This is a genomic window from Mesorhizobium sp. M7A.F.Ca.CA.002.05.1.1 (assembly GCF_003998335.1).
Lineage (GTDB): Bacteria > Pseudomonadota > Alphaproteobacteria > Rhizobiales > Rhizobiaceae > Mesorhizobium.
Map to the genome: position 1 here is coordinate 1 of NZ_RZQI01000052.1, position 13,460 is coordinate 13,460.

Genomic DNA, 13,460 nt, shown 5'->3' on the forward strand with positions numbered 1-13,460 from the left:
GCCCACCATAGCTGCGCTTGCGCTCGGCGGGACGCAGGCGCTGGAAGGTGTCCGACACCGGCTCTTCGTCGCTGGAAAAGACATCTGCCTCGTCCTCCGCCTCGTCGGCATCCATACCTGGAAGAGGCGTGTCGGCGCGAGCCGGCTGGGAAGGCGCCGGCGTCGCCCTTTGCCAGCTCGGCTCGACCTTGGCGGCAGGTGGTGGCGCGGGCTGATAAGATTCAGGCTTTGCAGCGGGCGGTGCGGGCCAGGCCGATTCGGCCTTGGCCGGCTGCCGTGTATGGCTCGGCTGATTCTTGTTGCGATCGATCGATGAAAAGATGTGTTCCAGCTCCGCCAGCGGATCGGTCTCCGGCAGGCTCTTGGCATAGTCCCGCTCGACACTCGCGATCGCGTCTTCCAGCGAACGCATCTGCGTGGCTATGGCTTCGGCGGCCGGCGGCGGCGAATATTCCTCAAGCTTCTTCGCCAGCATGGTGCGAACGCTGGCATAGATGCGCGTACGCTTTTCCGGCGTCTCGTCGCCATGCTTGCCGAGCGCCTTTTTCAGAATAGCAACGTAATCTGCCATGCTTCAGTCGACCTGTATTTTGTTTCCGCGCCGGCCCCCGCAAATCGGCCGCGATGCCCGGAAAGGCTTCAGAAACTAGTCTTGAAACGGATCGGTCACAAGTATCGTGTCGTCGCGTTCCGGGCTGGTGGAAAGGAGTGCTACCGGGGCACCGATGAGCTCCTCGATGTAGCGGACATACTTGACGGCCTGGGCCGGCAGATCGTTCCAGCTGCGCGCGCCGGCAGTGGTGCCTTTCCAGCCCTCGAGCGTCTCGTAGACCGGTTCGACACGTGCCTGGGCGCCCTGGCTGGCCGGCAGATAATCGATCATCTCGCCGTCGAGACGATAACCCGTGCAGACCTTGATCTCGTCCAGCCCGTCAAGCACGTCGAGCTTGGTCAGCGCGATTCCCTTGATGCCGTTGACAGCGACGGCCTGGCGTACCAGCACCGCGTCGAACCAGCCGCAGCGGCGCTTGCGGCCGGTGACGACGCCGAATTCATGGCCGCGCGTGCCGAGGAATTCGCCGACCTCGTTCTTCTGCTCGGTCGGGAACGGACCCTCGCCGACGCGTGTCGTATAGGCTTTGGTGATGCCGAGCACATAGCCGATGGCGCCTGGGCCGACGCCGGAGCCGGCGGCAGCCTGTCCGGCAACCGTGTTCGACGAGGTTACGAACGGATAGGTGCCGTGGTCTATGTCAAGCAGCGTGCCCTGCGCGCCCTCGAACAGGATACGCTCGCCAGCCCGGCGCTTGTCGTCGAGGATCTTCCAGACCCGGTCCATATAGGGCAGGATGTCGTCGGCGACCGAGGTCAATTCCTGCATGATCGCGTCATGCGTGACTTCCGCATGGCCAAGCCCCCTACGCAGCGCATTGTGGTGCGTCAGCAGCCTGTCAACCTTCACGGGCAGTGTTTCCAAATCCGCCAAGTCCATCACCCTGACCGCGCGCCGGCCCACCTTGTCCTCGTAGGCGGGGCCGATGCCACGACGGGTCGTGCCAATCTTCGTCCCGGAATTGGATGCGGCGTCCTCACGGAATCCGTCCAGCTCCCGATGCAGGGACAGGATAAGCGCTGTGTTTTCGGCTATTTTCAGGCGATCCGGTGCGACTTCGACACCTTGCGCCTTGAGCTTGGCCACCTCGGCGACGAAAGCATGCGGGTCGAACACGACGCCATTGCCGATGATGGACAGCTTGCCCTGGCGCACGACGCCCGACGGAAGCAACGACAGCTTGTAAACCTTGCCGTCGACGACCAGCGTATGGCCGGCATTGTGGCCGCCCTGGAAACGCACCACGACATCGGCCCGCTCCGACAGCCAGTCGACGATCTTGCCCTTGCCTTCGTCACCCCACTGCGAGCCGACGACCACCACATTGGCCATGTTTCTTTTCCCTTGAGACGCCGCCAAGCGGCTTGAATATGGTTCGAAACGACAGGCCTCTATAACGTCAAGACCTCGCGAGCGCGACCTTTCTTTGCCGTCGAAAATGCCCTGAGGCACAACAATTTTCGGCTTTGACATCATTTACTTGGGCGAGTGACCGCAATAGGCCGGCAAACACCGCAGCTCCGGCGACTGGAATCCCGCGATGCATCGAAGCGCCTACATATTCCTGCTGCTCACCACCTTGCTCTGGGGCGGAAATTCGGTGGCCGGCAAGCTGGCGGTCGATCACGTCTCGCCGATGACGCTGGTCTTTCTGCGCTGGGTGCTGGCCGTGGCGATCATGCTGCCCATCGGCTGGAAGACCATCCAGAAGGACTGGCCGGTCGTCCGCAAGCACTGGTTCGTGCTGGTCGCCCTCGGCGCCAGCGGCTTCACCCTGTTCAACACCATCTTCTACACGGCGCTCAACTACACGACAGCGATCAATGTCTCGATCGAACAGGCGGCGATGCCGATCCTGATCATGACTGCCAATTTCGTCTTCTTCCGCCTGCGCGTGAACTGGGCGCAGATTGTCGGCGTCGTGCTGACCATCGCCGGCGTGATCCTCACCGCCTGCCATGGCGACCCGCGCCGGTTGTTGACGCTGGAACTCAATTTCGGCGACGCCATCATGCTGGTCGCCGTGTTTCTCTACAGCGGCTATTCGGTCGGACTGCGGTTGAAACCGGTGATGCATTGGCAGAGCCTGATGCTGGCCCTGTCGGTTGCGGCACTCGTCACTTCGCTGCCGTTCTTCCTGTGGGAGGTCGTCGCCGGCAAGGTCATCATGCCCGATGCGCGCGGCTGGACCGTCATCGTCTATACGGCGATCGGCGCCTCCGTCGTTTCGCAGATCTTCTACATCAGAGGCAACGAACTGATCGGCGCCAACCGCGCCGGCCTGTTCATCAATCTGGTGCCGATCTTCGGCACGCTGCTGTCGGTGCTGATCGTCGGCGAGACGTTCCACCTCTATCAGGCACTGGCTTTGGTGCTCGTGCTGGGCGGCATCGGGCTTGCCGAATACAGCGGGCGCAAGATGGCGGTGGCGGACCACCGCAGATGACATGTGGCGGCTGACGCTCTCCCCGTTGCAGCGATTCACGCGAACAGCATGGATCTAGCCAATGGCCCGGAAACAGCGGCATAAACCCTGCCGCGTCCTCACTTGGAACATTTCACCTCCAGCGGAGTTTGAACGGCAGGGAGGCGACATGATGAGCCCGAACCCTCGCAGCACGGCAAGCATTGCCGGTCACCCTATCCATCCCATGCTGATTCCGTTTCCGATTGCCTTTTTTGTCGGCGCCTTCGTTTGCGATCTTATCTTCTGGCGAACAGCCGATCCCGGATGGGTCACCGGGTCGCTTTGGCTTCTCGGCGCAGGCCTGATCGATCATGGCAGCCCTGGCTGCGCTTGCCGGCCTGACGGATGTTCTCGGCGATGTTCAGATCCGCAATCTCACGACGGCATGGCTCCATGCCGGCGGCAATGTACTCGTCGTGTTGATCGAGCTTTACAACTGGTACTCGCGGTATGCCGGCGGAGCGGCGGCCGTGATGCCAACCGGCTTCGTCCTATCGCTGATCGTGGTTCTCATCCTGCTGTTTACGGGCTGGAAGGGTTGGGAACTGGTCTACCGACATCGCGTGGCTGTCTCCGATGGATCCGACGAGTTGACCTGAACCGGCCGCCGCGGCGGCCGGCCTCAACGAGGGGGTCGGCGACCGCCTGTCCTCGATCACATCGCGTTGATGTCGAACTGCAGCCGCTTGGCCGAGTCGATCGACTTATGCGCCTTGACCTTTTCCAGCACGGCTTCCGGGAACGGCGCGTCGAGATAGAGCAGCGCTATGGCATCGCCGCCCGGCCGGTTGCGGCCGAGCTGGAAGTTGGCGATGTTGACGCCGTTCTCGCCGCAGACGGTGCCGAGCAGGCCGATGATGCCCGGCGCGTCGGCATTGGTGGTGTAGAGCATGTGCTGGCCGACCTCGGCATCGAGGTTGATGCCCTTGATCTGGATGAAGCGTGGCTTGCCATCCGAGAAGCATGTGCCGGCGATCGAGCGCGTCATGTGCTCGGTCTTCACCGTAAGCTTGATGTAGCCGTCGAACACGCCCGATTTGTCGCGCTTGACCTCGGCGACGATGATGCCGCGCTCCTTCACCATGATCGGCGCCGACACCATGTTGACGTCGGAGACCTGAGGCCGGATCAGCCCGGCGAGTGCGGCGCTGATCAGCGCGCGCGTATTCATCGTCGCGGTGGAGCCGTCGAACAGGATCTCGACCTCCTTGATCGGATCCTCGGTGACCTGGCCGACGAAGGCGCCGAGCACTTCGGCAAGCTTGACGAAAGGCTTCAGCCGCGGCGCCTCCTCGGCGGTGATCGACGGCATGTTGATGGCGTTGGAGACGGCGCCCTTGATCAGATAGTCGGCCATCTGCTCGGCAACCTGGAGCGCGACATTCTCCTGGGCCTCCGTCGTCGAGGCGCCGAGATGCGGCGTCGCCACCACATTCTCCATGCCGAACAGTTCGTTGTTCTCGGCCGGTTCGACCTCGAAGACGTCGACGCCGGCGCCGGCCACCTTGCCGCTCTTCAGCGCCGCGATCAGGTCGGCCTCGACGACCAGCCCGCCACGAGCGCAGTTAATGATGCGCACGCCCTTCTTCATCTTGGCGATCGCCGCGGCATCGATGATGTTGCGCGTCTTGTCGGTCAGCGGCGTGTGCAGGGTGATGAAATCGGCGCGGGCGAACAGTTCGTCGAGCTCGACCTTGTCGACGCCAAGCTCCTCGGCACGGCTGTCCGACAGGAACGGGTCGAACGCGATGACGTGCATCTTGAGGCCAACGCCGCGCGTCGCGACGATCGAACCGATGTTGCCGCAGCCGATGACGCCCAGCGTCTTGCCAGTGATCTCGACGCCCATGAATCGGTTCTTTTCCCATTTGCCGGCATGGGTCGAAGCGTTGGCTTCCGGTATCTGGCGGGCAAGCGCGAAGATCATTGCCACCGCATGTTCGGCTGTCGTGATCGAATTGCCGAACGGCGTGTTCATCACGATGATGCCCTTGCGGCTTGCCGCCGGGATATCGACATTGTCGACGCCGATGCCGGCACGGCCGATGACTTTGAGATTGGTAGCGGCGTTGATCAGTTTTTCGGTGACCTTGGTCGCCGAGCGGATGGCGAGGCCATCATACTGGCCGATCACTTCGGCGAGCTTTTCCTTGTCCTTGCCGAGATCGGGCAGATAGTCGACCTCGACGCCACGATCCTTGAATATCTGCACGGCGGTGGGGGAGAGTTTGTCTGAGACGAGAACGCGGGGCGCCATGGCGGCCTCCTTGAAATGGATTTGATCCTGATGGGAATGGGCGACCCGAAGGCCGCCGCGAATGATCTCAGGCCGCCGCTTTGAGCGACGCCTTCTGCGCGGCGAAGGCCCAGTCGAGCCAGGGCAGCAGCGCCTCGAGATCCGACGTCTCGACCGTCGCGCCGCACCAGATGCGCAGGCCGGGCGGTGCGTCGCGATAGGCACCGATATCGTAGGCGACGCCTTCCTTGTCGAGCACCGACACCAGCCCCTTGGCGAAAGCCGCCTGCCCCTCGGCGTCGAGCGCGGACACGTCCGGGTCGGTGAAGGACAGGCAGACGGACGTGTTCGACCGTGTCGCCGGCTGGACGGCGAGATGACCGAGCCAGGAGGATTTGCCGACAAAGCGATCGAGGACGGCCGTATTGGCATCCGCCCTGGCGATCAGCGCGTCGAGACCGCCGGTCGACTTCGCCCAGTTGAGCGCATCGAGGTAATCCTCGACGCACAGCATCGAGGGGGTGTTGATGGTCTCGCCCTTGAAGATGCCTTCGATCAGCTTGCCGCCCGAGGTCAGGCGGAAGATTTTCGGCAGCGGCCATGAAGGCTTGTAGGTCTCCAGCCGCTCGACGGCGCGAGGCGACAGGATCAGCATGCCGTGAGCGCCCTCGCCGCCCAGCACCTTCTGCCAGGAGAAGGTGACGACATCGAGCTTTTCGAAGTCGAGCCTCTGCGCGAATGCGGCGGAAGTCGCATCGCAGACGGTCAGGCCCTTGCGGTCCGCGGGAATGAAATCGCCGTTCGGCACGCGCACGCCCGACGTGGTGCCGTTCCAGGTGAAGACCACATCGCGGTCGAAATCGATCTTGGTGAGATCAGGCAGTTCGCCGTAGCCGGCTTCGATCTTGCGCACGTCGGCGAGCTTCAACTGCTTGACCACGTCGGTGACCCAGCCGGAGCCAAAGCTCTCCCAGGCGACCATGTCGACGCCGCGCTCGCCAAGCAGCGACCACAGCGCCATCTCGACCGCGCCGGTGTCCGACGCCGGCACGATGCCGATGCGGTAACCCGCCGGGACCTGGAGAATTTCCCGCGTCAGCTCGATCGCCTGTTCGAGCTTGGTCTTGCCGATCTTGGCGCGGTGGGAACGGCCGAGCGCGGCATTGTTCAGCGCCTCGACCGACCAGCCGGGACGTTTTGCACAGGGACCTGAGGAAAAATTGGGGTTTGCCGGACGGAGTCCGGGCTTCGTATGCGTCGTCATCGTGGTCTATCCTTCCAGATAGTGGCCCCTCGTTGGGGAGGGGTGGCCCACGGACGGCGATATGCGTTCAGACTTCGGGCGTCAAGAGGAAAGTTTTTGTCGCTGCCGGGATACCGGCGATCCCTGATCAGGATGTCGTGACTTCAGACGCAAACGGCGGACCCCGAAAGATCCGCCGTCTGCGTTTTCGTGCATGCCGTACCTACTACCAAAGATCGTAGCGCAGCCCAAGCTTGACCTGATGATTGCTGATCCCCTTGCGGATCGGATAGGAATCTAGGCTCTCGGCGGCTACATATTCGGCGTCCGGGGCGGAGAAATACTGATAGCCCAGGTCGACGGAAACGTTCTTCGATACCTGATAGGCGAGGCCCGCATTCAGCGTGTAGGCCAGCGAGTACTGGGTCTTGCTGTCACTTACAGCAAAATCGTCCGTGTCGTCGCCATTGTCGGTGAAATAGCTTGCCGACAGGGTGCGCTTGCTGCGGACGATGCCGATACCGGCGCCGAGATAGGGTGTGATGCCGACATAGGTGCCAAGATCGACATAGCCGTTGAGTATGCCCGACAAGGCGTAGTTCTTAAGGGATGCCGACGCCACGGTCGGCTCTGCGGCAGTCGCTGAATCGTCATAGCCGACGCCGATCTCGTTGCCGGGCAGATAGCCGAGATTGAGGTCGGCGCGCAGATAGTCGTTGAAATGGTAGCCGAAGCCGATGCTGGCAAAGATCGGATCTTCCTTGTCGCTGAAGGCTGCGGTTTCGGTGGCGAAATCATGATTGTCGAAGCTCTTCTGCGCCAGATAGGAGACGTCGCCGCGCAGATACCAGCCGGAACCGACCTCGACCGGGACGTAGTCGGGCGCCTGGTCGACATAGATCGGCGGATCGTAGTCGGCCGCGTGCACCGGCGTCAGCGGCAGGAAGGCCAGTGCACCGAGCGCCAGCGCCATACGCGATGTAAGTTTCATGGTCCCCGACTCCCGAATTTGGCGCAGCCCGCAATCGCAGCGGCAGCCATCGTTTCAAGGAGCATTGTTAACCATAGTGGTTAAGTGCCGGTTAAGGCTAACAGAGCGTTAGCGAATTCATTTCCCCTGTCGATTCCAGGCGGCCCAACGAAAAACCGCCCGGCTGAGGCCGGGCGGTTTGTGAAGAATGCAAGTAATGTAGATGCTGTTACTTGGTGTAGATCGGCTCGGGTTCGGGCTGGTAGGCCACGACCGGCGCGGCGCAACCGTTGCTGCCACCGAACTGGTAGCGCAGGCCACCGCGCACTTCGTGCGTGTTGATGCCACGATCGAAGCCGGGACCGGAGCTGGTGATGTTCCAGTCGAACATGCGGCCGCCCTGAATATGGGAGAAGCGGTAGCCGGCATCGAGAATGATCTTGTCGGTCAGGCAGTACGAAGCGCCGGCCATCAGACCGTAGGCGAAACGCCAGCTTGATCTGCCGGGATTGAACTCGGTGGTGTTCGGGTCATAGACATCATCCCACTTGACGCGGGCGCCGCCGATGCCGGCGCCAACGTAAGGCGTGATGCCATGGTAGGTGCCGAGATCGACATAGGCGTTGGCAAGCAGCAGCAGGGCGCTCATCTTCGATACTTCGGTCGAAGTACCGTTGATGTCCGAGGTGCCGCCGTTGAAGTTCGACTTGAACCAATAGTCGGCCGTCAGGTCGGTCCGGAAGTGGTCGTTGATCTTGTAACCAACGCCGGCACCGAGCGAGAAACCGCCCTTGAGCTTGCCGAAATCGAAACTTCTGGTGCCGGGCGTGACCGTACAGTTACAGGGATCGACGGTGTAGGTCATATAGTCGATGCCGCGCACGGTCGACTTGTGATAATCGATATCGCCGCGGATATACCAGCCGCCGACCTCGACCGGCTGCTCGTAGATGGCCTGAGGCGGAGCCTCTTCAACCATCGGCTCCGGCAGATCGGCCGCGAACAACGGCCCTGCCAACCCTGCGAACAGGAAGGCGAGCAGGGCCTTTCTTGCTGTCTTGAACATGCTTGTCACCCCTGAGAAGCTCGGAACGGCGAACCCGCCCGAAATGCGATTGGCTTTCAGTCGTGGATAATGAATTGCAAAGGTTAAAAGGCGTTTAACCCTGTTGCTTAACCACGAATCTCGAAACTTCTAGGGATAGGCGCGAGATTTACGGACACCGAACAAAGTGGCGGCTGACAAGAAAAAGCCCGCCGAGGGGCGGGCCTTGGACCGGTTAAGGGAGCGCGGCGCGCCTGGTTGTCAGATCCACGTCCTGCTGGACGCGCTGGGATCAAGCGGCGCTGCGCGTTTCCGAGATGATGTCCACTATGCCATTGACCACGGACTCGACCAGTTGCGGGTCGTCGCCTTCGGCCATCACGCGGATCAGCGGCTCTGTCCCTGATGGCCGGATAACCAGCCGTCCGGTCTTGCCGAGGCGGTTGCGGGCGTCTTCGATGGCGGCCTTGACCGGCGCCTCCTCAAGCGGCTTGCCGCCGGAAATGTGGACGTTCTTCAGGAGTTGCGGCACGGGTTCGAATTTCTTCGACAGTTCGCTGACCGGCCGCCCCTGCCGCTTGATGCAGGCGAGCACCTGCAGCGCCGAGACCAGGCCGTCGCCGGTCGTCGAAAAGTCGGACAGCACGATATGACCCGACTGTTCGCCGCCGACATTCAAGCCATGCGCACGCATATGCTCGACGACATAACGGTCGCCGACCTTGGTGCGGTGCAATTGCAGCTTCATGTCGCCGAGGAAGCGTTCGAGGCCCAGATTGGACATCACGGTTGAGACGACACCACCGCCGGCAAGCCGCCCGCTCTGGTGCCAGGATTCGGCGATCAGCGCCATGATCTGGTCACCATCGACGATCGCGCCGTTTTCATCGACGATGACGACACGATCGGCGTCGCCGTCGAGCGCGATGCCGATGTCGGCGCGCACTTCGTGCACCTTCTTTTGCAGGCCGGCCGGATGGGTCGAGCCGCATTCCTTGTTGATGTTGAAGCCGTTGGGCTCGACATTGATGGCGACGACTTCGGCGCCCAGTTCCCACAGCGCCTCGGGCGCCACCTTGTAGGCCGCGCCATTGGCGCAATCGACAACGATCCTCAAGCCGGCGAGCGACATCGAGCGCGGCAAGGTGCGCTTGGCGAATTCGATGTAGCGGTCATGCACGCCGTCGACGCGCTTGGCGCGGCCAAGCCCGTCGGAATCGGCGAGCGCCAGTTCGATATCCTTGTCGAGCATGCTCTCGATGCGCTCCTCGATTTCGTCGGAGAGCTTGTAGCCGTCGGGTCCGAACAGCTTGATGCCGTTGTCGTAATAGGGGTTGTGCGAGGCCGAGATCATGACGCCGATATCGGCGCGCAGCGAACGCACCAGCATGGCGACAGCCGGCGTCGGGATCGGGCCGAGCAGGAACACGTCCATGCCGGCGGCACAAAGACCGGCGACCATGGCATTCTCGATCATATAGCCGGAAAGCCTGGTGTCCTTGCCGAGCACGACACGATGTCGATGGCTGCCGCGCTGGAAGGAAAGGCCGGCGGCCATGCCGACCCGCATAGCGATTTCAGCCGTCATCGGAAACTTGTTGGCGCGTCCGCGAATGCCGTCCGTGCCGAAATAATTCCCTGCCATGCTAGTCAGCTTCCTCGACGTTTCTTCCCCGGCACGTCATGCCACAATTGGCCAGGGCGCTATGATCACATTGTGTGATTATACGTTACCAATCCTTAGAAAACCATTGTTGTGCACTGCACACACGTGGCCGCAACCTGACATGCCCAGACTGCCATGTTGCAATATACAAGTCATGCGAGCCTTTCAGCGCGGATGCACCAGGAAAATCTTGCTCTGAACCAGACAACGGACAACGATTTCATCACCTTATCGGGAGAAACCGGTTTTCGGCGATATATACGCCACTTAGCATCTGGCGCAACCGCCCGTTGAGCGATATTGATCTGCAGGGACGTATCATGGGCTGCTGCAACGGAGAAACGCTATGCTCATCCACCGACTTGCCACTTTGACCGGCCTCGCCGTCGCGACCTTGTTCCTGGCCGCGCCAGCCAACGCACTGACGATGGCCGAGTGCAGCACGAAATACAACGCCGCCAAGGATGCGGGGACACTCGCCGGCGCGACCTGGAACCAGTTCCGCAAGGCTCAGTGCGGCACCGACGCCGCCGCGACGACCGACGCCAAGCCGGCCGATACCACGAAGGCTGCCGAGACGAAGCCGGCCAAGGCAGCCAAGGCTGCCGCCGCTGCGGACGACAGCACGGCCAAGGGCCTGACGGCGAAGGAATGCAGCACCAAATACCAGGCGGCGAAGGCTGCCGGCACGCTGAACGGCATGAAGTGGAACGACTTCCGCAAGTCCGAATGCGCCGCCGGTGCATCCGCCGCTGCCGCCGCCAAGCCGGCAACCACCAAGGCTGCCGCGGCCCCCGCCGACGGCAAGGGTCTGAGCATGGCCGAATGCAGCACCAAGTATCAGGCCGCCAAGACGGCCAGCACGCTGAAGGGCATGAAGTGGAACGACTTCCGCAAGACCGAATGCGGCGCCGGCGCATCGGATGACGACACGGTGCCGGCCGCCGACGAGGCCAGCTACACCACGGAGCCGGCGAAGCCGACGACGGCTGCGCCCAAGGGCGTCAAGTTCCCGTCCGCGATCTCGGCGAAATATGCCAGCGAGACCCCCGGAAAGGGCCGCATGCACACCTGCCTCGACCAGTATTATGTCCTCAAGGACGCCAACGCGCTCGGCGGCCTGAAGTGGATCCAGAAGGGCGGCGGCTTCTACAGCCTGTGCAATGCCAAGCTGAAGGGCTGATCGCTTAGCCATAGTCTCCAAACAAAGGCCCGCGCATCGCAAGATGCGCGGGCCTTTTTTGTTGCGCGAAGACGCACGCTGCCTTGCTCGCATCTGCATGTCGCCGGGCTGCTGGCATCATCAATTCGCCTACACTGCCCACCGCCAAGCTCATCGGTAGTCCGTAAAGATTCTGGTTGAACATATAGAGAACAAACCATATACAAAAAGACGCCAAACTTATTATCAACCAGGAGGGTCTTATGCACGGTTTGAAATTGGCGGTATTGGCTGCGACCGCATTTGTCGCTTGGAGCGTCGCCCCCGCAAGCGCACTGACGATGAAGGAATGCGGCGAGACCTATCGAACAGCCAAGGAAGGCGGCACTCTGAACGGCATGGACTGGACGGCTTTTCGCAAGGAGAAGTGCGCGACATCAGCAGCGGACAGTGTCAGCGAGGATACGGTCAAAACCGAGCCGCAGACGAAAAAGGAAACCAGCGCGGCGGTCGCCCCCACTGTAGCGCCCGCGGGCGTGACATTCCCGACCACGCTGGCCGGCGAGTTCAAGACCGAAAAGCCCGCGAAGGCGCGCATGAAGACCTGTCTGCAGGGCTACCATGGCAACAAGGACGCGGGCACGTTGAACGGCCTTCGCTGGATCCAGAAGGGCGGCGGTTATTACAGCCTGTGCAATGCCAAGCTGAAGAGCTGAGCGACAAGGCATCTGAAGAAGAGAAGGCCTGCGAACCGCAGGGTTCGCGGGCCTTTTTGTTGCCTTCGAGGGCACGCCAGCGGCGACGTTGCCAATCTCCCCCCTTGCGGGGGGAGATTGGCTATCACCTAGGCTTTCGCCAATCGTCACCGTCGCAGATGCGAGGTCGCGGACAACTCCTCCTCAACGCCAAAAACAAAAAACGCCGCGGAGTAAGCCGCGGCGTTCGATGAAATCAGTGGTCAAGCTCAACTCGACGGCTGCGGTTCCATACCGCCTTCGGGCTCAGGACCCTTCTTTCGCCGGCCGCCGGACTTCGGCACGGCCGAGCCACGGCTCGGCGGCGTATCGTCGCCGAGGTCGCGCGCGGGCTTGTGGCCGGCGATCAACTGCTTGATCTCCTCGCCGGACAGCGTCTCGTATTCCAGCAGGCCCTGCGCCAGCGCGATCCATTCCTTCTTCTTCTTGGTCAGGATGGACTTCGCCGACGAATAGGCCTCGTCGATCAGGCGGCGCACTTCGGCATCGATGATCTGCGCCGTTTCTTCCGAGACGTTCTGCGTGCGGGCCACGGAATGCCCAAGGAACACTTCTTCCTGGTTGTCGCCATAGGCGACATGGCCGAGCTTGTCGGAAAAGCCCCAGCGCGTGACCATGGCGCGGGCCAGCTTGGTCGCCTGCTCGATATCCGAAGAGGCTCCGGAGGTGATGTTCTCCTTGCCGAACTTGAACTCCTCGGCGACGCGGCCGCCCATCATGATGGCGAGACGCGAGATCATGTATTTGTAGCTCATCGAATAGCGGTCGCCTTCGGGCAACTGCATGACCATGCCGAGCGCGCGACCGCGTGGAATGATCGTGGCCTTGTGCAGCGGATCGGCCGATGGCACGTTGAGCGCGAGAATGGCGTGGCCGGCCTCATGGTAGGCGGTCAGCTCCTTCTCGGCCTGGGTCATGGCCGACGAGCGGCGCTCGGCGCCCATCATGATTTTGTCCTTGGCGTCCTCGAATTCGGCCATGGTGACGAGGCGCTTGTTGCGCCGTGCCGCCATCAGCGCGGATTCGTTGACGAGGTTCATCAGATCGGCGCCGGAAAAGCCCGGCGTACCGCGCGCGATCACCTTGAGGTCGACATTGGGCGCCAGCGGCACGTTGCGCACATGCACCTTGAGGATCTTCTCGCGGCCGACGATGTCAGGGTTCGGCACCACGACCTGGCGGTCGAAGCGGCCTGGCCTGAGCAGGGCGGGGTCAAGCACGTCGGGCCGGTTGGTGGCGGCGATCAGGATGAGGCTTGCGTTGGATTCGAAGCCGTCCATCTCGACCAGCAGCTGGTTCAGCG

The 13,460-nt window shown here is 62.1% G+C and carries 10 protein-coding genes and 2 pseudogenes; 4 read left to right on the forward strand and 8 right to left on the reverse strand.

The genetic code is table 11. From position 1 onward, the window contains the following. Together EN939_RS04860 and EN939_RS04865 are read right to left on the reverse strand one after the other, a co-directional pair. Positions 1–571, reverse strand: a pseudogene (locus EN939_RS04860) (hypothetical protein); the annotation flags it as partial. 75 nt (positions 572–646) lie between these two features. After that, positions 647–1,945, reverse strand: coding sequence for an adenylosuccinate synthase (locus tag EN939_RS04865; RefSeq protein ID WP_127267133.1), 1,299 nt, complete (start codon positions 1,943–1,945; stop codon positions 647–649). A 208-nt stretch (positions 1,946–2,153) separates the two neighbouring features. Between EN939_RS04865 and EN939_RS04870 the strand changes: the two genes are divergently transcribed. Together EN939_RS04870 and EN939_RS04875 are read left to right on the forward strand one after the other, a co-directional pair. Next, a complete protein-coding gene (locus EN939_RS04870) occupies positions 2,154–3,059 on the forward strand; it encodes a DMT family transporter (protein ID WP_127267134.1) in 906 nt (301 codons plus the stop codon). Between the two features lie 151 nt (positions 3,060–3,210). Then, a pseudogene (locus tag EN939_RS04875) lies at positions 3,211–3,679 on the forward strand (DUF2231 domain-containing protein). A 56-nt stretch (positions 3,680–3,735) separates the two neighbouring features. Here EN939_RS04875 and serA read toward each other — a convergent pair. The 5 genes from serA to glmM form a co-directional block, all read right to left on the reverse strand. Next, on the reverse strand, positions 3,736–5,337 hold the full coding sequence (gene serA, locus EN939_RS04880; protein WP_127267135.1) for a phosphoglycerate dehydrogenase: 1,602 nt from the start codon (positions 5,335–5,337) through the stop codon (positions 3,736–3,738). A 67-nt stretch (positions 5,338–5,404) separates the two neighbouring features. After that, on the reverse strand, positions 5,405–6,580 hold the full coding sequence (locus EN939_RS04885) for a phosphoserine transaminase (RefSeq protein ID WP_127267136.1): 1,176 nt from the start codon (positions 6,578–6,580) through the stop codon (positions 5,405–5,407). A 205-nt stretch (positions 6,581–6,785) separates the two neighbouring features. Further along, positions 6,786–7,550 (reverse strand): outer membrane protein, encoded by a 765-nt coding sequence (locus tag EN939_RS04890; protein ID WP_127267137.1) that lies wholly within the window; start codon positions 7,548–7,550, stop codon positions 6,786–6,788. Positions 7,551–7,758: 208 nt separating this feature from the next. Then, positions 7,759–8,595, reverse strand: coding sequence for an outer membrane protein (locus EN939_RS04895; protein ID WP_127267138.1), 837 nt, complete (start codon positions 8,593–8,595; stop codon positions 7,759–7,761). 271 nt (positions 8,596–8,866) lie between these two features. Further along, positions 8,867–10,219 (reverse strand): phosphoglucosamine mutase, encoded by a 1,353-nt coding sequence (gene glmM / locus EN939_RS04900; protein ID WP_127267139.1) that lies wholly within the window; start codon positions 10,217–10,219, stop codon positions 8,867–8,869. Positions 10,220–10,586: 367 nt separating this feature from the next. Here glmM and EN939_RS04905 point away from each other — a divergent pair, with 367 nt between their 5' ends. Continuing rightward, a complete protein-coding gene (locus EN939_RS04905; protein WP_127267140.1) occupies positions 10,587–11,423 on the forward strand; it encodes a hypothetical protein in 837 nt (278 codons plus the stop codon). A gap of 242 nt (positions 11,424–11,665) precedes the next feature. Further along, positions 11,666–12,118, forward strand: a complete 453-nt coding sequence (locus EN939_RS04910) for a hypothetical protein (RefSeq protein WP_127267141.1) — start codon at positions 11,666–11,668, stop codon at positions 12,116–12,118. A gap of 248 nt (positions 12,119–12,366) precedes the next feature. Here EN939_RS04910 and EN939_RS04915 read toward each other — a convergent pair. Further along, on the reverse strand, positions 12,367–13,460 hold a 1,094-nt coding region (locus EN939_RS04915; protein WP_127267142.1), incomplete at its 5' end, for an ATP-dependent metallopeptidase FtsH/Yme1/Tma family protein.

What these genes read in the sequence shown, in the direction of transcription:
- EN939_RS04865 (WP_127267133.1), bottom strand. Translation starts at nt 1,945, where the DNA reads ATGGCCAATGTGGTGGTCGTCGGCTCGCAGTGGGGTGACGAAGGCAAG.
- EN939_RS04870 (WP_127267134.1), top strand. Translation starts at nt 2,154, where the DNA reads ATGCATCGAAGCGCCTACATATTCCTGCTGCTCACCACCTTGCTCTGG.
- serA (WP_127267135.1), bottom strand. Translation starts at nt 5,337, where the DNA reads ATGGCGCCCCGCGTTCTCGTCTCAGACAAACTCTCCCCCACCGCCGTG.
- EN939_RS04885 (WP_127267136.1), bottom strand. Translation starts at nt 6,580, where the DNA reads ATGACGACGCATACGAAGCCCGGACTCCGTCCGGCAAACCCCAATTTT.
- EN939_RS04890 (WP_127267137.1), bottom strand. Translation starts at nt 7,550, where the DNA reads ATGAAACTTACATCGCGTATGGCGCTGGCGCTCGGTGCACTGGCCTTC.
- EN939_RS04895 (WP_127267138.1), bottom strand. Translation starts at nt 8,595, where the DNA reads ATGTTCAAGACAGCAAGAAAGGCCCTGCTCGCCTTCCTGTTCGCAGGG.
- glmM (WP_127267139.1), bottom strand. Translation starts at nt 10,219, where the DNA reads ATGGCAGGGAATTATTTCGGCACGGACGGCATTCGCGGACGCGCCAAC.
- EN939_RS04905 (WP_127267140.1), top strand. Translation starts at nt 10,587, where the DNA reads ATGCTCATCCACCGACTTGCCACTTTGACCGGCCTCGCCGTCGCGACC.
- EN939_RS04910 (WP_127267141.1), top strand. Translation starts at nt 11,666, where the DNA reads ATGCACGGTTTGAAATTGGCGGTATTGGCTGCGACCGCATTTGTCGCT.